The sequence below is a fragment of the Rhodanobacteraceae bacterium genome, from assembly GCA_016713135.1.
Lineage (GTDB): Bacteria > Pseudomonadota > Gammaproteobacteria > Xanthomonadales > SZUA-5 > JADKFD01.
In genome coordinates this window covers 534,372-553,980 of the sequence record JADJPR010000001.1, presented here as the reverse complement: position 1 = coordinate 553,980, position 19,609 = coordinate 534,372, and the positions used below count along the sequence as shown (strand labels likewise).

The window sequence follows — 19,609 nt, the reverse complement described above, 5'->3', positions numbered from 1 at the left end:
GCTCAAGGATCAGCGCGGACGCACCCGCGTGAGCCAACCGGCGAAGGCACGCTGTTCCACCCGGTCCAGTAGTTGCGCGGCCAGGCGCGGGGCGGCGCGACCGTCTTCCGCCAGTGGGCGCGGGCTCAGGGTCTGCGCGAGCGCCTGGTGGACCGCGCCGGCGAGTTGCGGCAACGCGACCTCGATGCAGCCGCGCGGAACCGCGCTGGCGCCAACCCAGAACACCGTGCGTCCGATCCAGCGCGCTTCCATGGCCAGCAACGGATCGTCGGTGATCAGGATGCGGCTGCGGCGCAGCAGGGCCAGCGCGCGCCAGTGCGGCAAGGCGCCGAGGCGGCGCACGCGCTGCTGTACCTCGCGCTCGCCGAGCGGCGGGGCGCCGATCCAGTCGATGCGCAAGTCTTCGTCCTCGCGCGCCAGCAGCGCCTCGACCAGGCGCTCGGCGTCCGGTGCGGACAGCGTGGTCGAAATGGCCACGCGCGCGCCTGAGGGCTCATGGCCGATGCCGACCGCCTCGCTCTGCTCACGGCAGAGGTCGTAGAGCGGGTCCCCGGTTTCCATCGCGCGGCCGCGCGGCAAGTCCAGCGGCGGCGCCTCGCGGCCGAGGTAGAACCAAGTGCACAGTCCGGACAGCAGGCGCCAGCGCAGGCGCGGGGCCTGGTCGGCGCTGGAGGCGATCAGGGCGGCGCTGATGCCGGCACCGCGCGCGCCGATCGCGGCCGCCAGGCCGCTGCGCGACGCACCACCGGCGACGATCATCTGCGGCCGCAGCCGCAGCGCCAGGCGCAGCAGCGCGAAGGCCGCGGCGCTGGCGCCCTTGGCGCCGGGCAGGCGCAAATCCGGCGCCAGGCCGTGCTCGCGCAGCGCATCGCGCACCGCCGGGCCGGATTCGCCGGTGTCCACCAGCAGCGCGCCATCGCCGCGCCCGCTGCTGCGCAGCGCGCGCAGCAGCGGCAACAGCCGCAGTGCTTCCAGGCGGGTGCCGGCCACCAGCATCAACGGAGCCGATTGTTCGCCTGCCAGTGCCCGGGGGAGTCGGAACGCGCGCATCGGAACCTCGCCGTCGTGTGCAGGCTTCGACAGCGAGGGTGCGCGCGAGTTCCGTGCGCGCGCCGTGAAACGCTCCACAGTTGCGTACTGCGCGCCGAGGATGCTGGCGCGGCCTCGCGGCTGGCGGATGGCGCGGGCACGGCGGGTGGTCATGACGCGAGGCTTTCCGTGTACGTGGGCACGAGGGCACGAGGGCACGAGGGCACGGAAAGGCGCGACCAGCGCGAGACCACGCTTCTACGTGCCCTCGTGCCCTCGTGCCTTCGTGCCCTCCAGGCTTTGCCCCCGGTGCGACTTTCCAAGGGCACGGAAAGGCGCGACCAGCGCGAGACCACGCTTCTACGTGCCCTCGTGCCCTCGTGCCCTCGTGCCCTCCAGGCTTCAGCCGTCATCGCCTACCGCTTCCCCTTCATCGCCTCGCTGAGCAGGGACCCGAGTGTACCCATTGGCGATGGCTTGGGTGTGTCGCGTTGCGCAGGCGCGCGCGAGGGCGGTGCGCCGCGGCCGGCCGGCGCGGTCTGCGGGCGCGGACCGCCGGGGCCCCCGTGGCGCCGCTCGGCCGCCGCCTCGCGCGACTCGCTGAGCTTGAGCGAGAGCCCGATGCGCTTGCGCGGCGCGTCGACCTCGAGCACGCGCACCTTGACGATCTGCCCGGTCTTGACCACTTCGCGCGGGTCCTTGATGTACTTGTCCGACAGTTCCGAAACGTGCGCGAGGCCATCCTGGTGCACACCGATGTCGATGAAGGCGCCAAAGGCCGCGACATTGGTGACCACGCCCTCCAGCACCATGCCGGGCTTGAGGTCGTTCAGGGTGTGCACCTCGGCGGAGAACTGCGCGGTCTTGAACTCCGGGCGCGGATCGCGGCCGGGCTTCTCCAGTTCGCGCAGGATGTCCTTGACCGTCGGCACACCGAAGCGCTCGTCGGCGAAGGCCTTGGGGTCCAGCTTGGCCAGCACCGCGCCGTTGCCGATCAACTGGCCTACCGGCAGGCCGGTGTGCTGCGCGATGCGGTCGACCACCGGGTAGGCCTCCGGGTGCACCGCGGAGGCGTCGAGCGGCTGCTCGCCGCCCTGGATGCGCAGGAAGCCGGCGGCCTGCTCGAAGGTCTTCGGCCCCAGCCGCGGCACTTCCAGCAGCTTGCGCCGGGTGGTGAACGCGCCGTGCTCGTCGCGGAAACGCACCACCGCTTCGGCGGTGCCGGTGGACAGCCCGGACACCCGCGCCAGCAGCGGCGCCGATGCGGTGTTGAGGTCCACGCCGACCGCGTTGACGCAGTCCTCGACGATGTTGTCGAGGCGATCGCCGAGCTTCACCTGGTTGACGTCGTGCTGGTACTGGCCGACGCCGATCGCCTTGGGCTCGATCTTGACCAGCTCCGCCAGCGGATCCTGCAGCCGGCGCGCGATCGACACCGCGCCGCGCAGCGACACGTCGAGGCCCGGGAATTCCTTCGCCGCCAGTTCCGAGGCGGAATACACCGAGGCCCCGGCCTCGCTGACCACGATGCGCGTGAGCTTGAGCTCCGGGCGCGCCAGTGCGAGCTCGGCGACGAAGGCCTCGGTCTCGCGCGAGCCGGTGCCGTTGCCGATGGCGATCAGGCGCGCGCCGTGCGCCTGCGCCAGCTTGGCGATGGTCGCCGCGGAGGCCTCCACCGCATTCTTCGGCTGCAGCGGATAGATCGTGTCGGTGGCGAGCACCTTGCCGGTGGCGTCCACCACCGCCACCTTGACCCCGGTGCGCAGGCCGGGATCGAGCCCGATCACCGCGCGCGGGCCGGCCGGCGGCGCCAGCAGCAAATCCTTGAGGTTGTCGCCGAAAATGCGGATGGCCTCTTCCTCGGCGCGCTCGCGGATGCGCCCGAACAGGTCCAGCGTCAGGCGTACATGCAGCTTGTAGCGCCAGGTCTGGCGACAGGTCTCGACCAGCCATGCGTCCGCGGGACGGCCCTTGTCGGCGATGCCGAACCGGTGCGCCACGCGGCTTTCGGCGCGGCGGTGGCCCTGCTCGATCGCTTCGGCTTCCTCGGCCCCGCCGCGCGCATCGTTGCGGCGCACCGGCACCGGTTCCAGGTCCAGGTCGAGGATGCCCTCGGCGCGCGCGCGGAACAGCGCCAGCGTGCGGTGCGAGGGGATCTGCGCCAGGCTGTCGACGAAATCGAAGTAGTCGCGGAACTTGGCGCCCTCGTTCTCCTTGCCCTTGATCAGCAGCGCATGGATGCGGCCCTGCTCGTACAGCCATTCGCGCAATTCGCCGACCAGCGCCGGATCCTCGCTGAAGCGCTCGGCCAGGATCGAGCGCGCGCCTTCCAGCGCGCCGGCCACATCGGCCACGCCTTTCTCCACGTCCACATAGGCCAGCGCGGCGGCCTCGGGCGCCTGGGTGGGATCGGCCAGCAGGCTGTCGGCCAGCGGCTCCAGCCCGGCCTCGCGCGCGATCTGCGCCTTGGTGCGGCGGCGCGGCTTGTACGGCAGGTACAGATCCTCCAGACGCGCCTTGGTGTCCGCGTGGACGATCTCGTCGCGTAGCGCATCGCTCAGCTTGCCCTGCTCCTCGATGCTCGCCAGTACCGCCGCGCGGCGATCCTCCAGCTCGCGCAGATAGCCCAGGCGTTCTTCCAGCGTGCGCAGCTGGGTGTCGTCCAGGCCGCCGGTGACTTCCTTGCGATAGCGCGCAATGAACGGCACCGTGGCGCCCTCGTCCAGCAGCTGCACGGCGGCAGCCACCTGTTGCGGACGGGCAGCAATTTCCTGGGCGATACGGGTTTCGATCGGGGGTAGAGCCATGATCTGCAGCGGGTTCCAGCCTGGAAGGGCGGCCGAGGATAGCGGCGGCGGCGTGGCGAATGGCAATGGCCAGCCGAACGGGTGGCGAAAATCCGCCAACTTGCAGTGAACACCGCCCAACCTTGCAGGATCTCAAATCCAGCTTCAAGCCGGAGCACCCACCCGGGCTGCCGCTCGCGTGGTCTCCTGCCGCTCGGCCAGACCCAAGCCCTTTGCGGGCGCTGGTGAGCCAGCGATCATCGATCGAGGCACCCAAGGGCACCCCATGAACGCGCGCATACAACTGGCCCTGGCGGTCAACGGGATCTACCTGGTGGCGGCACTCTGGCAGCAGGCGTCAGCCGTCACGATCCTGGTGCTGTTCTGGGTAGAGAACGCGCTGGGATTCCTGGCGCACCTGGCCCTGGCGGAAGCGCATTGGTACCGCACGCGCGACCCCGCCCACTACCGCGATTCCGTCGGCGGCAAGCCCGCCCGCCACGCGCACACATTCATGCTGCACGCGGGCACCTTCCTGGTTGGTCACGGCATCTTCGTGCTCTTGCTGGCCGTGGCGGAGATGCCACCGCTGGGCGCTGACCCGCGGTGGCAGGCGAACCCATCCGACATTCGCCTGGGATGCTTGGTCCTGCTCGCCCTGGCCGTCTTCGGCACCCTGCAGGAATGGCGGAAGCTGGCAACCGTCGCCGACCTGGAGGAACACGGCCGTATCCACTACGCGCGGATCATCGGCTTGCAGGCGATCGTCATCCTCGGCCTGGTCACCCTCTCCTACCTCGGACCACTCGGCATGCTGCTCACGGTCGTGACGGTCAAGGGGATGATCGATGTGTACTTCGCACGTTACGGATAGCGCCAGCGCGAGCGGACGGCCGTCGATCCCCCCGATCGCCAGGATGTCGCGCCCGGCCCCCGGCGCGGTGGTCGTCGAGGCCGGCGAAACGCTACCCAACGAGGCATCCACCGCGTCTTCGCCCACATCGGGCAAGATCCGACATGGGCGGCGCGCCCGGCCGCATCCGCTTGCGGCATTGCCTGGGCGGGAACGCTGCCTCCGCGCCGCGCTTCTACCAATACCAACAGCCCATGCCAACACCAGCTCTCTGGCGGCTTAATCCAGCTTCCCGTGACAGGCCTTGTACTTCTTGCCGGAGCCGCAGGGGCAAGGATCGTTGCGGCCGACCTTCTCCCCCGCGCGCACCGTGGGGCTGGCCTGCTCGGCGCGGTCCCAGCCAGCTGCTGCCAGGCCCTGGGCCTGCGCGGCTTCGTCGTCGGTGCCGAGGTTGCCGGCGTCGGGGTGCTGGAACTTCATCGGCGGGGCGACGCGACGCGCCTCGGCCTGCTCGATGTCGTTCTCGCTGCGCACGCGCACGCGGGCGAGCATGCGGATGGTCTCGCTCTTGACCCGCTCCAGCAGCTGCTGGAACAGCTCGAAAGCCTCGCGCTTGAACTCCTGCTTGGGCTGCTTCTGCGCATAGCCGCGCAGGTGGATGCCCTGGCGCAGGTAGTCCATGCGCGCCAGATGGTCCTTCCACTGGCTGTCGAGGACGTTCAGCAGGATCGCCTTCTCGGCCATCCGCATGATTTCCTCGCCCATCAGCGCCTCGCGCTCGCGGAAGTGGCGGTCGACCGATTCGATCACCTTGTCGACGATGCCTTCGGCGTTGATGTCCGGATCGTCCTTGACCCAGGTGCGCGGCTCGATCTCGACGCCGAGATCGTCCATGAAGGTGCGCTTGAGCTCGTCCAGGTTCCACTGCTCGTCGATCGATTCCGGCGGCACGTGCGGCGCGGCCATCGAGCGCACCACGTCGTGGCGCACCGAGACCAGGGTCTCCTGCACGTCGGCGGCGTCCATGATCTCGTTGCGCTGCTCGTAGATCACCTTGCGCTGGTCGTTGGCGACGTCGTCGAAATCCAGCAGGTGCTTGCGGATGTCGAAGTTGTGCGCCTCCACCTTGCGCTGCGCGTTCTCGATCGCGCGGTTGACCAGCGGATGCTCGATCGACTCGCCCTCCTTCATGCCTAGGCGCTGCATCAGCGAGGCCAGGCGGTCGGAGGCGAAGATGCGCATCAGGCTGTCTTCGAAGGCGAGGTAGAAGCGGCTGGAGCCCGGGTCGCCCTGGCGGCCGGAGCGGCCGCGCAGCTGGTTGTCGATGCGGCGGGACTCGTGGCGCTCGGTGCCGATGATGTGCAGGCCGCCGGACTTGAGCACTTCCTCGTGGCGCAGCTTCCACTCGTTGCGCACCGCTTCCTTCTGCGCATCGCTGGCGTCGGGGCCGAGCGCGTGCAGCTCGGCTTCGAGGCTGCCGCCGAGCACGATGTCGGTGCCGCGACCGGCCATGTTGGTGGCGATGGTCACCGCGCCCGGGCGCCCGGCCTGGGCCACGATGTGCGCCTCGCGCTCATGCTGCTTGGCGTTCAGCACCTCGTGCGGGATGCCTTCCTTCTTGAGCATGCCGGCGAGCAGCTCGCTGGTCTCGATCGAGGTGGTGCCGACCAGGCAGGGCTGGCGCTTGGCACGGCGTTCGCGGATGTCCTCGATGATCGCGACGAATTTGTCCTTGCGCGTCAGGAACACCAGATCGGTCGCGTCCTTGCGCACCATCGGTCGGTGCGTCGGGATGACGATGACTTCGAGCCCGTAGATGCTGTTGAACTCGAAGGCTTCGGTGTCGGCCGTGCCGGTCATGCCGGACAGCTTCTTGTACATGCGGAAATAGTTCTGGAAGGTGATCGACGCCAGCGTCTGGTTCTCGCGCTGGATCGGCACGGCTTCCTTGGCTTCGATCGCCTGGTGCAGGCCATCGGACCAGCGGCGGCCCGGCAGGGTGCGGCCGGTGAACTCGTCGACGATGATCACCTCGCCGTCGCGCACGATGTAATCCACATCGCGCTGGTACAAGTGCAGTGCGCGCAGAGCCGCATTCAGGTGGTGCACCACAGCGAGGTTCTGCACGTCGTACAGGCTCTCATCCGGCTTGATGATGCCGTTGCGAACGAGGATCTCCTCGACGTGCTTCATGCCGGCTTCGGACAGGTGCACCTGCTTCTGCTTCTCGTCGACCCAGAAATCGCCTTCGTCTTCCTCGGTCTTCTGGCGCGTCAGTTGCGGCGCGACGCGATTGATCTTGAGGTACAGCTCCGGCGACTCGTCCGCGGGGCCCGAGATGATCAGCGGCGTGCGCGCCTCGTCGATCAGGATCGAGTCCACCTCGTCGACGATCGCGTAGTGCAGGCCACGCTGCAGCCGGTCGGCCGGCTGGAAGGCCATGTTGGTGCGCAGGTAGTCGAAGCCGTACTCGTTGTTGGTGCCGTAGGTGATGTCGCAGGCATAGGACTGGCGCTTGGACTCCATGCTCTGGCCCGGGACGATCACGCCCACGCTCATGCCGAGCGCCGAATACACCGGGCTCATCCACGCGGCATCGCGCTTGGCCAGGTAGTCGTTGACGGTGACCACGTGCACGCCCTTGCCCGGCAGCGCGTTGAGATAGACCGGGAGCGTGGCGACCAGGGTCTTGCCCTCGCCGGTGCGCATCTCGGCGATCTTGCCCTGGTGCAGCACCATGCCGCCAATCAACTGCACATCGTAGTGGCGCAGGCCAAGCGTACGGCGCGCCGCCTCGCGCACCGCGGCGAAAGCCTCGGGCAGGATCTGGTCTTCGGTCTGGCCGTCGGCCAGCCGCTTGCGGAACTCATCGGTCTTGGCCAGGAGTTCGGCATCGGTCAACGCCTGGAAGGAAGGTTCGAGCTCGTTGATGCGAGCGACGGTCTTGCGCATGCCGCGGACCACACGGTCGTTGCGACTGCCGAAGATCCGGGTCAGAAGGGCGTTGAGCATGGGCGGGGAATGGGACAGATGAGGGAAAGCGGGGGCGGCGAGTCTACCCGATTCGGTTTCGGGCAGCCGCGCAGGCGAGGGCCGCAGGCAACCCGCGGGAGCCTTCGTATTGGGGACGCTTGGCCGGGAATCAAGCGCCGGGCGTGAAGGATTCGTGCACGTCGGCCATCCAGGACCCGACGGGATCAATCGCAATCCCAGCCGTCGATCGCCGCCCGGCCCGGTTGCTCAGGGTCGTAATGAATGGCGAAGACCCGCCCCGGCTGGACCGCCGGCACATCCAGGCGCGAGACCAGTGCCCGCGCATGGGCCGTGTGCACGCGCCCGTCGCCGCGGTCCACGTCGAGCACGAACTCGACCACCGGATCGTCGTTGATGCTGATGCCGGTATCGACGAGTTCGCGCACCCGCGCGCTCGCCGGCACCCCGTCGGCGATGATCGCGCAGGCCTCGGTGCGACCGCTGTAGCGGCCGATGATGGCACCGCAAGCGGTGAGCAGCAGGCTGGCGGCGGCAAGCAGCAGGGTGCGCGAGGCAGTCATGGTGGCGTTCCAGCAAGCGATTCCAGACCGGATACGCAGGCGCGCGGCGGCGGGGGCCGGTGTCCTCGGCGCCCGGCGCTGGGCATACTGACGGCCCACTTCGGGCAGAGGTGTCGCGTGCGTATTTTCCGTTTCTGGGTCAGGCACCGGGCGACGCTGGACATCGCCGGGGACACCACCGAGGTTGGGTGCTGGGGCGGGGCCGATGCCTCGGAGGCGGCCGCGCATGCGGATGCCGAGCAGCGCCTCGCAGTGGTCCGCGCGCGCATCGGCGGCCAGCCGCAACCTGGCGAGGGCTACGAAGCCGACATCCGCGAAGAACTGATCGAGCGCCTGGATGCGGACAACGCGATCACGCGCAACCGCTACGGCGCGCTGGTGCTGAATTCCGCCGACCACCTGATCATCGACATCGATGAGCCGCGCTACCGCTTCTGGGAAGTGCTGTTCGGCCTGCGCGACCCGCGCAAACGCAAGCAGCGGATCCTGGCGAACCTGGACAAGCGCGCGCGCGCCGCGGACTGCACCGGCCTGGGCCTGCGGGTGTACGAAACGCACAAGGGCATCCGCGTGATCGTCACCGGGCGGGTGTTCCCGCCGACGGCCGAGGAGAGCGCGCGCTTCATGCGCAGTTGCAATGCGGACTGGCTGTATCTGACGCTTTGCCGCAAGCAGGCCTGCTACCGCGCACGGCTGACGCCCAAGCCCTACCGCATGCGCTTGCGCGCGCACCGCGTGCAGTACCCGCGGGACGCCACGCAGGAGGCCGCGCTGCGCGAATGGCTGCCAGGCTACGAGGCGGCCAGCGCGCGTTACGCCACCTGCCGCCTGCTGCGAGTGATCGGGGTGGCCGCAAGCAGCGCGGTGATCGATTACCACGACCGGGTCTGCGCGGTGGACAGCGGGCGCCCGCTGGCATGAAGCGGCTACGCCGATGCGCAGGTCGTATGCTGCGGGCATCAACCCGAAGGCGGAGAATCGATCGATGCGATGGCACACGCTGCTGGCCGCGGGCGCGGCGCTGGCCCTGACCACCACGTACGCGCTGGCGGCGGATCCCGCACCGGGCCTCTACATCAACGAGGGCGGCTTCGGCGTGCTCGAGATCAGCCGCGCCGCGGACGGCGCGCTCAGTTTCGGCATCGAGGAGATGGGCGCCAATGCGCACACCTGCTCGCTGGGCGGGGAGATCCGCGCAGGCCGGGCGGAACTGCCGACGATGGAGAACGAATCCTGCCGCCTGGAATTCCGCGCCGACAAGGCCGGCGTGCACGTGGAGCAGCACGCGGACGACCAGGAGCGTTGCCGCTACTTCTGCGGCGCGCGCGCCAGCTTCGGCGGCTTGTACCTGCGCCCGCCTGCGGGCTGCCTGCCGGCCGAGGTCGCCGCCACGCGCAAGCGCTTCAAGCAGCTTTACGACCAGCGCAAGCACGCCGACGCAGCGAAGCAGCTGGAAAGCCTGCTGCCGAGCTGCGAGCGCGTGATCATGGACATCGACCGCGGCTGGATCGAGAGCGACCTCGCCATCACCCGGCACAAGCTCGGCGATGACGCCGGCTGCCGCGAGATCCTCGCCGGCCGCGCGGAGCTGGCGGCAATGAGCGACGAGGAGATCGTCGACAGCTACCCGCCGGTGGAAGGCGAACTGTACGGCCGGCTCGCGGGCGCGGTGCGCACCAACCTGAAGCTCTGCTCTGACTAGGAAGAGCGCAACCATGCGCATCGGCGAGTCCTGGCGCCGGCTGCTCGGCTACGGAGCGCTATTGGGCGCGGGCAGCTTTGCCCTCGCCTGGCTCGACTACCAACGGGTGGCCAGACTGCACAGCGATGGCGTCTACACCTTCCTGGTGGCGCTCGCGTTCCTGGCGCTGGGTGTGTTTGTCGGCGCCCGCATCGTCAGCGCGCGCGAACCGCGGGCGGCAGATGCGGGCAATCCGCAGGCGCAGTCGGCGCTCGGCATCAGCGAGCGCGAACTGGCCGTGCTGCAAGCAATCGCCTCCGGTGGTAGCAACAAGGAGATCGCCCAACAACTGGGAATCTCGCCCAATACGGTCAAGACCCACGTCGCGCGGCTGTTCGAGAAGCTCGGCGCACGCCGGCGTACCGAGGCGATCCAGCGCGCGCGGGAGCTGGGATTGCTGGCGTAAACCACATCCGCATGGCGATTTCCGCCGTCCGGGCGGGTGATTCGGGCCGAATCACCCATCCGGGTGATTGCCCGCGGGGGGTGCGTGGCCCTCAATGGCCGTCCCAACCCAGACTGAGAGCATCGTTCATGTTCGCGAAAATCCTGAAGTACGGCACCATCGCCGGCCTGGTGGTCGGTAGCGTGCTCTTCGGCATGACAGTGGCGTTTGCCGAGCACCCGCCGATCGAGTACGGCATGCTGATCGGCTACGCCAGCATGCTGATCGCGTTGAGCGCGATCTTCGTGGGGTCAAGCGTCAGCGGGACGAGGTCGGCGGCGGTGTCATCGGATTCTGGCCTGCGCTGGGGATGGGCCTGGGCATCAGCCTGGTGGCGAGCATCCTGTATGTGCTGGCCTGGGAAGCCGCGATTGCGGTCACCGGCAGCGACTTCGCCGCCACCTACACCCAGCATCTGATTGAGCAGCAGCGTGCAGCTGGCGCGAGCGAAGCGGCGCTGACCCAGATGCGTGCCGAACTGGATGCCTTCGCCGTGCAGTACGCCAACGTCTGGTTCCGGATGGGGATCACCTTCACCGAGATCTTTCCGGTGGGCGTGCTGGTCTCGCTGGTCGCCGCCGGACTGCTGCGCAATCCGCGCTTTCTCGCGGTTCGTCAGCGCTCCACGTCGCGATGAACCAGACTGGAACGCGGAGACGCGGAGGACGCAGAGAGAGAATCAGGGTGCTTTCCAAGCGACCCTTTGCGCCTTGGCGTCGTTGCGTTGGAATGGCCGCGTCGGATGAAAGCAGGTCGCCGGTTGTGCTGCGCAGATGCTCGGCGGGTGCTTGCGGGGCGTACCCGGTGAACGCGCTGCGGGAGCATCCGCTGCGCACAGGCCGCTGACGCGTCAGACGGCAGGGAGCAGCGAGCCGCCGTGCCTATGGGTTGCGCATGGCTCGCACGCCCCTGCCTGTCCTCACCTGACGGTTTCTTTCCGCCCGGTTTGCTGCAGGCGCGTGACACCATCCCGGCCTGCGTCGCGCATGTTGTTGCGCTGCGCCCGAGTGACGCAGAGCACCTGGCCGATATGGCTGTAGATGGGCTTGACTCGCTCGCAGACGATGCGCTCGCCGTCGTTGGCTGTCAGGATCGAGTTGGCATGCTCCTGCGCATTGATCAGGCGAATCTTGTCGTCCTCGCTCAGTTCATCGATCGATGAACGACCTTCGAGGAGCTGCTCGATTTCAACGAGCCTGGATTCCAGGGCGGGCCTGGCTTTCCTCGGCACCTCTTCCCAGCGCCCACCTGGCGCCAGTTCCGACCGAACCATGGCGATCAACTCGGGAACTTCGGCCGGCGATACCAGCTCACCAAAAACCGGCTTCGGTTGTTCTGGCTGGGGCGCAGACAGGACTTGCCCGGACAGCGCAAACAAACTTGTCGCCAGCAGCAGAGACCCCCAACGCGCAGACTTCATCATGGCAAGTTTCTCTTCGGAGGTGGAACGGGGCTTCTCAGTGTAGTGCTGCGCAGGTGAATTGAACATGGTCTCCAACCGATTGTGATCCCCTGCAAAGCTCGACATCCGGTCACCTGATTCGTACCAATCCTCATCGCCGATGGACCGGCGATGCGAAAAGCGTTCGGACAAGGTCCGAACCCACAGATGCCGCGAGCTTGCTGTGCGTGGGTTTGGACCTTGTCCAAACGCTGTTGCTCTTGGGGCGCTCCCGCGATGAGGATTGGTACGAATCAGGTCCGGTCATGACGGAGCAGATGCGAGATCGAGAAGCGCGGGTTGTTTCGGGTTTCTTCAGCGTGACGTTGATTCGAAGCACGCGGCAACGCATCTGCCCTGGTTGATCACGCCCGATCCGACCATGTGCCGCAAGTTCGGGTTCGATTCATGCAGTGCCGGTCGGCTCAGCGAGCTTGCTGCCGCCCCGTCAGACCGAGTTCCTCAAGGAGTTCCTCGGCGTTCGCGACCCGCTCCAGATTCCACAGCAGGTAGCGCACGTCCACGCTGATGTTGCGCGACAGTGCGGGGTTGAAGCCGAAGTCGCCGGCGACGTTCTCCCACACACGGTCGAAGTTGATGCCGACGAGTTCGCCGCGGGCGTTGACCACCGGGCTGCCCGAGTTGCCACCACTGCTGTCGCCGTCGGCAAGGAAATTCACCGGCACCAGGCCGCTGGACTTCTCCACCCAGCGCTCGCCGGGATCCCGGGCGGCGGCGAGCACCGACTCGGGCAGCGCGAAGGGCTCGGCGCCGGTGTGCTTCTCCAGCATGCCGGCGAGCGTGGTGAACGGGGTGTACTGCACGCCGTCGCGCGGCGAATAGCCCTGTACATGGGCGAAGCTGACGCGCAGCGTGCCGTTGGCGTCGGGCGCGATCGGCTTGCCCGCATGCGCGGCCACCGCGCGGCGCCAGACCGGGCGGTGAATCGCGCTCTGCGCCAGCCAGTTGCGCTCGTGAGCGCGCAGTGCGGCGACGTCCTCGCTCCAGGCGATGCCGAATTCCAGCATCGCGTCCTTGCGCGCACGCAGGGTTGCCAGGTCCTCGCCCAGCATCGCCTCGCGCACGCTGGTGTCGAGCAGCTGGGTGCCGGCGTACAGCGCGTCGATGGCGCTCTCGATGGCCGCGGCATCCTTGCCGGCAAAACGGGCGTCGATAGCGGCAATGCGCTGGTCCGCCGGCAGCGCCAGCGCGCGCCGCACCAGCGCGGCGAGGATCTGGCGGTCGGCCGCCGCATGGTAGTTGGGCTGCTCGCGGGCCAGGCGCGCGACGAGTTTGGGCCGGTCGGCGTCGGTGTAGCCGGCAGCGCGCGCGGCGTCCGCCTTGGCGCGTTCGACCGCGTTCTGCGCCAGAGTGGCACCGAAGTACAGTGTCTTGGGCAAGGGCGGGATACCGCCGGCGGGCGCATCGATGCCCAGCGGGATCAGGTTCAACAGGAAATCGCGCTCCCACGTCTTCTCGCGCTCGGCGAGCAGTGCACGCAGCGCCTCGCGCGCGGCCAGTGCACCCGCGTGCGCAGGCTGGTCCTGGGCCCAGGCTGCGACGGCATCATCGGCCGCCTGCTGCTTCGCCACGATGCGGCCGCGGTCCAGGCCGGCAATCTGGCCCTGGGCGTTCTTGTGTCGGTTGGCGATGCCCTTGACGTTGGCCGCCACCGCGATCTGGCCTGCGGCATCGCCGGCACTCGCCTCTTCCAGGATGCGGATCCACTCGCCGAACACATCCTCGCGACGCACGAAGAAGCGCTCGCGGCGCTCGCGCATCTCCTCGCCGATCAACGCGCGCCAGGTGATCCCGGGATAGCCCAGCAGCATCAGGAAATCGCCCTCGGAGACGCCGGTCTTCGCGATCGGGAAATGAAACTCGGGCGCGTAGGGACGGTTGTCCGCCGAGAAATCCGCCGGCTTGCCGTCCTTGCCCGCCCAGGCGCGCGCGATCGCGAAATCGCCGGTGTGGCGCGGCCACATCCAGTTGTCGATCTCGCCACCGTACTCGCCGACGGCACGCGGCGGCGCGTAGACCAGGCGCGCATCGCGCAACTCGATGGACTCGATCAGGGTGTAGTTCACGCCTTCGTCGTACACCGCCACCTTGCACTTGGTGTCGGCCTGCTGCTGGCAAGCGGCCACCAGCGCTTTCTGCTTCGCCTCGATGGCCGCGAAGCGCGCCAGCGGGTCCGCACCCGCGGGCACGGCAGCAAGGATCTCGGCGGTCACATCGGTAAAGCGCTTCGGGATCTCCACCCGCACCGTCGCGCTCGGCAGCTCGTCTTCGCGCTTGCGGGCGAGGAAACCGTCTCGGATAAGATCGCGCGCCGGCGTGCTGTGCTCCTGCAGCATCGGGAACAGGCAATGGTGGTTGGTGACGATCAGCCCGGTCCGCGAGACGAAGGCGCCGGAGCAACCGGCCAGGTTGACCGTGCCCGCCAGCAGCCCGGTGCCGCGCTTGGCATCCCACAAACCCGAGGGCGGCAACGCCAGCCCCTGCTCCTTGAGCCACGCCGGATCGATCTCCAGCACCTGCTTGGGCGTCCACTTGCCATCGAGGGCAAGCACCGGGGTGGCGGCGACCAGCGCCGCAATCGCAAGAGTCAGTGTCTTCATCGCCCCAGTATAGGTCCGCGCCATCGGTGCTGGCGGAAGCCCACGGGGCCCAGAATGAGATTGGTGAGGGTCGGGGAAAGAGCTCTGGACGCAGAGAACGCAGAGGAGAAGCAGAGAGAACACGGAGAAGAGCGATGGTCCTGCTCTCCGCGTCCGATCACGACACGGCGTGCACCGCGCGAGTCCAAACCAGATGATCTCTGCGTTCTCTCTGCTTCTCCTCTGCGTCCTCTGCGTCCCGCTTCTGGTGTCAGATCACTTCAAGCCGCGCAAGGCGAGAGGCCAGCCCGATGATCGGCGTGCTGCTTCTGGTGTACACCAAGCGCCGTCAATGCAGGTTCCACGTCAGGTTGACGCCCACGGAGCGTTCGGGGGCGAGGGCCGAGAGGACGTCGGCGGTGGCGAAGTAGTCTTCGTCGAGGGCGTTGCGCAGGTACAACTGGGCGCTCCACTGCGGGCTCGCGTGCCAGGTGAGGTCGAGATCGACCACGTCCACGGCGTCGCGTTCGACTTCCTCGAAGCCGGGGCGGTCCATTTTCCAGCGGTGGCTCCAGTAGGCGCCGATGGTGAAGTCGCCGATGTCATAGCGGGCTTCGAGAGAACCGGTCAGCGGCGGCGATCCATACAGCGGATCGCCGGTGGTCTCGTCCTTGCTGCGCACCACGGTCATGCTGGCGGTCAGGGTCAGCTCGGTGGTCGGGGTCCAGCCGAGTACGCCTTCGACGCCATGCAGGCGTGCATCGGCGACGTTGGAGTAACCGTTCACGCCCGGCTGGATGGCGAAGAGCTGGATCAGGTCATCGACACGCGTGCGCCAGAGGTGCACTTCCGTGCCCCAGTTGCCCGAACGCCATGCATAGCCCAGGTCCACGCCCAGCGAACGCTCGGACGAAAGATCCGGGGAGCCGACGATGTTGCCCTGTGGGGTGACACCGGTGAAATAGCGCTCCTCGAGGGTGGCGAAGCGGTAGCCGGATGACAGGTTCAGGGTCCAGCGGCTGGTGTCGTCCGGGGTCCAGTTGGCGCCGAGCGTGAATGCGCTGTCGGAATCGTGGGCCGACGCTCCGCGCTGCTCCTGCTCGATGTGGCTGAAACGCGCGCCAGCCTCGAGCGCGAACTGCTCGCCGATGCGCCAGTCGCTGAGGCCGAACACCGACCAGGAGTCCTCAACGCCTTCGCGCAGGCTGTAGCTGCGGTTTGCCAAGGTGCTGCGTGCGTCGAAGCCGTTGACGTCGCGGCGCCCGAGGAACTCGACGCCGACGTTGTGGCTGAATTCGCCCGATCCGAAGGTCTGCTGCAGCGTCGCGCCGATGTCCATGCTCTCGACGTAGGCGTAGGTGTCGGGCGACCCCGGCCGCTGGTTGTAGGTCAGCAGCGACTGGTCGTGTCCGTGCACGCTGACCTCGAATCCGTTGTCGTGGCGCAGGCGCAGGCGGGCCAGGGTGTGATCGTCCTCGGGGTAGGTGGTGTCCCGCGTCGGGTAGCGGTTGTTGGACTTGCCGATGTCGTCCGTGCGCGAGGGCAGCAGCAGCGCGTCGAAGGCATAGTCGCCGATCTGCGCGCGGTACTGCAGGCTGGCGCTGTCGCGCTCGAAACTGTTGTTGAGCGGGGTCCCGTTCGCCGACTGGTTGTCGTCCGAGGTGTGCCGCGCAACGCCGACCGAGAAGTGCTCGTTGCCGAAGCCGCCGGTCAACGAGGCTTCTTCCCCGGAATCGGCGTAACCCGCCGAGACCATCGCGCCATCGAACCAGCGCGGCTCGATGGAGATCGCGCCGCCCAGTGCGCCGGGGCCGAAGTGGACCGTGGCGGGACCGCGCGTCAGGTTGATCTCGCCGAGCAGGGAGGGCTCGACGAAGGCCACCGGCACGCCCGCGCGGCGCTGCGCGGTGATCGGCATGCCGCCGACCACCACGAGGATGCCGTTGCCGCCGCTGCCGCGGATGGAAAAGGTCTCGAAGATGCCGTTCTGTCCGGTGGCGCCGACGCCCGGCAGGCGCGTGATCAGGTCCTGGAGGTCGATCGGCGATGCGACTGCCTCCTGCCAGGTGATGACGTCGGTGGCGAGCGCCGACGGAAGATCCGCGGCGGTGCCCTTGGCCTTGACCTCGACCGGTCCGCTGAGCCACGCCTTCTGCGATTCGGCCCCCGCCTCGGCGGTTCCTGACTCCGCGGCCACATCGCTGGCGAGCGCGGCCACCGGCTGGGCGAGGATGAGCGCGAGGGTGGCAGCCAGAGGGCTGCGCCGGGCAAACAGGATCATGCGATGGACTCCGATGGCCGCGCGTAAAAGCGGGGGAGTGTAGCCAGCACCCGGTGCCGCGCCATCGCCCAACGGATGGACCAGAACTCATCCTGCAGGTGGACGATCGGCGGTGACCGGGGCTCTCGTCCCATCGTACACAGCAAGCCCGGAACGCAGATCGCCGCCGGGGTCTCCGGCGGCGATCAGGCGTTGCGCGAGTTGGAGCGAAGCTCAGCGGATGACGCTGACGAACTTCTTCGGGTTGATCGCCTTGCCCTCGAACCACACTTCGAAGTGCAGGTGCGAACCGGTGGCGCGGCCGGTGGAGCCCATCTTCGCGACCAGCTGGCCGGAGGTGACCACGTCGCCGACCTTGACCAGGTTCTTGTCGTTGTGTGCGTAGCGGGTGACGTAGCCGTTGCCGTGATCGATGTCGATCATGTTGCCGTAGCTCGGGTGGCGGCCGGCGAAGATGACCACGCCGCTGGCGACGGTCAGGATGTCGGTGCCCTTGTTGCCGTCGAAATCGACGCCGGCGTGGAAGGCGCGCGAGCCGTTGAAGGGGTCGATACGGTAGCCGAAATTGGAGGCCATGAAGCCCGAGCGCACCGGCATGCCCGATGGCATGAACTCGGCTTCGAGGTCGCGGTCCACCAGCAGGTTCTCCAGCACGCCGAGCTGCTCGGCCTGCGCGCTGAACTGCGCGCGCAGACGATCGAGCGACTCGGAGACTTGAGGAGCGAAGATCTGGTCGTCGATGGTCGAGTGCGTCTCCGGACCACCGATGCTCGGCGACTTGGAGAAGTTGAACTCGCCGTCATCGAGCTTGCCCATGCGCGTGAGGCGCTGGCCGAGGGCATTCAGGCGTGCCGCCTGTGCCTGCAGTTCGCCCAGCTGGATCGCCAGCGAATCGAGATCGCGCTTGCTGCGCTCCTCGGTCTCGTCCAGCTGCGACTGCTGTGCGATCAGTTGCTGGCGCAGCGTTTCCACATCGCTGGCGCTCAGGCCTTCCACCTTGCCGAATCCCCGCCCCGCGAGGAACCCGACGCCCACCACCGCGGTCAACAGCAGCACCGCCGCGCTCGCCAGCCATGCGCGCGTGCGCGGGCTGCCGAGGTTGAAACTGCGCGTGCCAGTGCGCGGACCGCCAATCAGTATGATGTTCATGACTCGTACCCAAGTTCGCCTTCGCCGGTGCGCTGGACAAGGATCGCGATGCCCCGCTACCCCGCCCTTGGTGAAACGCTCCAGGACTTGCCCGGCCTCGTCGCGCTGGTACAGCAAGCGCGTCGTATCGCGGATCTGGACCAGCGCCTGCGCGCCTGCCTGCCACCGCGACTTGCCGCCGAGTGCCGCCTCGCAAACGTCCGCGACGGCAACCTCGTGTTCCTGGCGCGTACGCCCGATTGGGCGTCCAAACTGCGCCTTTCGAGCCGACAACTCCTCCACGAGGCCAGTTTGGCCCTCGGTGTGAGTGAACTGCGACTCACCGTGAAGGTCGCCCGCCCAGACGCGAATTCCCCGTTCGCGTAAGCACGTACGACCCTGTCAGCGTCCGGCCCCGTACTGGCTGCCTTTCGCGGACCAACCGGCTCAACACCGGTTGTCGTCGTGGCCTGTTGGCCGAATCAGCATCCTGCCGATTTCACTTCCCTGTCTTGCCTTGTTCTTCTTGAGTTGACGCTTTGTTCTTCTTGATACCGGCCGGGGCGTGGCCGGTGCCTCCTGCTCACACCGCCTGCGCGGGGTGGGCGTAGGAGATCGGTACTTCTTCCGGGCGGTCGAATATGACTTCTTCCCAGGCGCTCTCGTCGGCCACCAGGGCACGCAAGAGTCTGTTGTTGAGGAAGTGACCGGATTTGTGCCCGTAGAACGCGCCGATGAGGCTGTGTCCCAGCAGGTACAGATCGCCGATCGCATCCAGGATCTTGTGTTTCACGAACTCGTCTTCGTAGCGCAGGCCGTCCTCGTTCAGGACGCGGTAGTCGTCCAGCACGATGGCATTGTCCATCGAGCCGCCGAGCACCAGATTGCGTTCGCGCAACATCTCGAGGTCGCGCATGAAGCCGAAGGTGCGGGCGCGGCTGACTTCCTTGACGAAGGAAGTGGTCGAGAAATCGATCTCGGCCTTGCAGGTGCGCTGGCTGAAGGCGGGGTGGTCGAACTCGATCGAGAAACCGACCTTGAAGCCGTCGAAGGGCTCGAAGCGGGCCCATTTGTCGCCATCGCGGACGACGACTTCCTTCTTGATGCGGATGAAGCGCTTGTGCGCGTTCTGCTCTTCGATGCCCGCGCTCTGCAGCAGGAACACGAAGGGACCGGCGCTGCCGTCCATGATCGGCACTTCGGAGGCCGACACATCGACATAGGCATTGTCGATACCGAGGCCGGCGAAAGCGGAGAGCAAGTGCTCGATGGTGGCGACGCGGGCGCCATCCTTGACCAGCGCGGTGGACAGGCTGGTGTCGCCGACATTCTCGGCACGCGCATGCAGGCACACGGGCTCGGAGAGATCGGTACGGCGGAACACGATGCCGGTATTGACCGCCGCGGGACGCAGCGTCATGTAAACCTTCTGGCCGGAATGAATGCCTACGCCCGTTGCGCGGATGACGTTCTTCAACGTGCGCTGACGAATCATCGTGTGTGGTCTCTGCTGCTGACGGGCGGTACGGCCGGCGGACTCTAACACACGGTCGTGGCGCAGCAAAGACACCCGTGGCGCTGCGCGCAACACCTTGTTGCGTTCAGACCACACGGAGGGTTCCGGGTTGTGGGTTCTGGGTTGTGGGAGAAGCGCACAGCCCGGGTGCCCGAGCTGCCCACAACTCACAACTCAGAACCCACAACCCACCCGAACGCACTCCGCCACCCCCGGGGGCCATCCTGGTCCCCGG

At 67.7% G+C, this 19,609-nt stretch carries 14 protein-coding genes and 1 pseudogene; 6 read left to right on the top strand and 9 right to left on the bottom strand.

Translation table 11 applies throughout. The features are described from left to right. Positions 1 to 9 precede the first annotated feature (9 nt). Both IPK27_02070 and IPK27_02065 read right to left on the bottom strand, forming a co-directional pair. The gene (locus tag IPK27_02070; protein MBK8066440.1) at positions 10 to 1,203 is read right to left on the bottom strand and encodes a hypothetical protein; all 1,194 of its coding nucleotides are present in this window, start codon (positions 1,201 to 1,203) and stop codon (positions 10 to 12) included. Positions 1,204 to 1,445: 242 nt separating this feature from the next. Next, complete coding sequence (locus IPK27_02065; GenBank protein MBK8066439.1) at positions 1,446 to 3,836, bottom strand: RNA-binding transcriptional accessory protein; 2,391 nt, start codon at positions 3,834 to 3,836, stop codon at positions 1,446 to 1,448. Between the two features lie 265 nt (positions 3,837 to 4,101). Here IPK27_02065 and IPK27_02060 point away from each other — a divergent pair, with 265 nt between their 5' ends. Then, positions 4,102 to 4,689 (top strand): hypothetical protein, encoded by a 588-nt coding sequence (locus IPK27_02060; GenBank protein ID MBK8066438.1) that lies wholly within the window; start codon positions 4,102 to 4,104, stop codon positions 4,687 to 4,689. A 258-nt stretch (positions 4,690 to 4,947) separates the two neighbouring features. Here IPK27_02060 and secA read toward each other — a convergent pair whose 3' ends face one another. After that, on the bottom strand, positions 4,948 to 7,680 hold the full coding sequence (gene secA / locus IPK27_02055; protein ID MBK8066437.1) for a preprotein translocase subunit SecA: 2,733 nt from the start codon (positions 7,678 to 7,680) through the stop codon (positions 4,948 to 4,950). Positions 7,681 to 7,865: 185 nt separating this feature from the next. After that, on the bottom strand, positions 7,866 to 8,201 hold the full coding sequence (locus tag IPK27_02050) for a hypothetical protein (protein ID MBK8066436.1): 336 nt from the start codon (positions 8,199 to 8,201) through the stop codon (positions 7,866 to 7,868). A 138-nt stretch (positions 8,202 to 8,339) separates the two neighbouring features. On the opposite strand from IPK27_02050, the gene IPK27_02045 reads away from it, so the two are divergent. The 4 genes and pseudogenes from IPK27_02045 to IPK27_02030 all read left to right on the top strand — a co-directional run bounded on the left by IPK27_02045 (position 8,340) and on the right by IPK27_02030 (position 11,045). Beyond that, positions 8,340 to 9,143, top strand: a complete 804-nt coding sequence (locus IPK27_02045) for a hypothetical protein (GenBank protein MBK8066435.1) — start codon at positions 8,340 to 8,342, stop codon at positions 9,141 to 9,143. A gap of 64 nt (positions 9,144 to 9,207) precedes the next feature. After that, entirely contained in the window at positions 9,208 to 9,924 is a 717-nt protein-coding gene (locus IPK27_02040; protein ID MBK8066434.1) for a hypothetical protein, read from the top strand. Between the two features lie 13 nt (positions 9,925 to 9,937). After that, positions 9,938 to 10,369, top strand: a complete 432-nt coding sequence (locus tag IPK27_02035) for a response regulator transcription factor (protein MBK8066433.1) — start codon at positions 9,938 to 9,940, stop codon at positions 10,367 to 10,369. A gap of 128 nt (positions 10,370 to 10,497) precedes the next feature. Then, positions 10,498 to 11,045 (top strand): annotated as a pseudogene (locus IPK27_02030) (DUF4199 domain-containing protein). A gap of 282 nt (positions 11,046 to 11,327) precedes the next feature. On the opposite strand, the gene IPK27_02025 reads toward IPK27_02030, so the two are convergent. From IPK27_02025 to IPK27_02010, 4 genes are all read right to left on the bottom strand, one after another. Beyond that, positions 11,328 to 12,002, bottom strand: a complete 675-nt coding sequence (locus tag IPK27_02025; protein MBK8066432.1) for a hypothetical protein — start codon at positions 12,000 to 12,002, stop codon at positions 11,328 to 11,330. A 272-nt stretch (positions 12,003 to 12,274) separates the two neighbouring features. Beyond that, entirely contained in the window at positions 12,275 to 14,470 is a 2,196-nt protein-coding gene (locus IPK27_02020; protein ID MBK8066431.1) for a S46 family peptidase, read from the bottom strand. Between the two features lie 328 nt (positions 14,471 to 14,798). Then, positions 14,799 to 16,730 carry a TonB-dependent receptor gene (locus IPK27_02015; GenBank protein ID MBK8066430.1) on the bottom strand — a complete coding sequence of 644 codons (1,932 nt, stop codon included), beginning with the start codon at positions 16,728 to 16,730 and terminating at the stop codon, positions 14,799 to 14,801. 213 nt (positions 16,731 to 16,943) lie between these two features. Then, positions 16,944 to 17,786 (bottom strand): peptidoglycan DD-metalloendopeptidase family protein, encoded by an 843-nt coding sequence (locus IPK27_02010; protein MBK8066429.1) that lies wholly within the window; start codon positions 17,784 to 17,786, stop codon positions 16,944 to 16,946. Between the two features lie 141 nt (positions 17,787 to 17,927). Here IPK27_02010 and IPK27_02005 point away from each other — a divergent pair, with 141 nt between their 5' ends. Then, positions 17,928 to 18,245 carry a DUF721 domain-containing protein gene (locus IPK27_02005; protein MBK8066428.1) on the top strand — a complete coding sequence of 106 codons (318 nt, stop codon included), beginning with the start codon at positions 17,928 to 17,930 and terminating at the stop codon, positions 18,243 to 18,245. A 196-nt stretch (positions 18,246 to 18,441) separates the two neighbouring features. Here IPK27_02005 and IPK27_02000 read toward each other — a convergent pair whose 3' ends face one another. Beyond that, the gene (locus tag IPK27_02000) at positions 18,442 to 19,353 is read right to left on the bottom strand and encodes a UDP-3-O-acyl-N-acetylglucosamine deacetylase (protein MBK8066427.1); all 912 of its coding nucleotides are present in this window, start codon (positions 19,351 to 19,353) and stop codon (positions 18,442 to 18,444) included. Between the last annotated feature and the right edge of the window lie 256 nt (positions 19,354 to 19,609).

Bases quoted from the DNA above. Each gene is read 5' to 3' on its own strand.
- IPK27_02065 (MBK8066439.1), bottom strand. From the start codon at position 3,836: ATGGCTCTACCCCCGATCGAAACCCGTATCGCCCAGGAAATTGCTGCC.
- IPK27_02015 (MBK8066430.1), bottom strand. From the start codon at position 16,730: ATGATCCTGTTTGCCCGGCGCAGCCCTCTGGCTGCCACCCTCGCGCTC.
- IPK27_02070 (MBK8066440.1), bottom strand. From the start codon at position 1,203: ATGACCACCCGCCGTGCCCGCGCCATCCGCCAGCCGCGAGGCCGCGCC.
- IPK27_02060 (MBK8066438.1), top strand. From the start codon at position 4,102: ATGAACGCGCGCATACAACTGGCCCTGGCGGTCAACGGGATCTACCTG.
- IPK27_02035 (MBK8066433.1), top strand. From the start codon at position 9,938: ATGCGCATCGGCGAGTCCTGGCGCCGGCTGCTCGGCTACGGAGCGCTA.
- IPK27_02020 (MBK8066431.1), bottom strand. From the start codon at position 14,470: ATGAAGACACTGACTCTTGCGATTGCGGCGCTGGTCGCCGCCACCCCG.
- IPK27_02040 (MBK8066434.1), top strand. From the start codon at position 9,208: ATGCGATGGCACACGCTGCTGGCCGCGGGCGCGGCGCTGGCCCTGACC.
- secA (MBK8066437.1), bottom strand. From the start codon at position 7,680: ATGCTCAACGCCCTTCTGACCCGGATCTTCGGCAGTCGCAACGACCGT.
- IPK27_02000 (MBK8066427.1), bottom strand. From the start codon at position 19,353: ATGATTCGTCAGCGCACGTTGAAGAACGTCATCCGCGCAACGGGCGTA.
- IPK27_02005 (MBK8066428.1), top strand. From the start codon at position 17,928: ATGCCCCGCTACCCCGCCCTTGGTGAAACGCTCCAGGACTTGCCCGGC.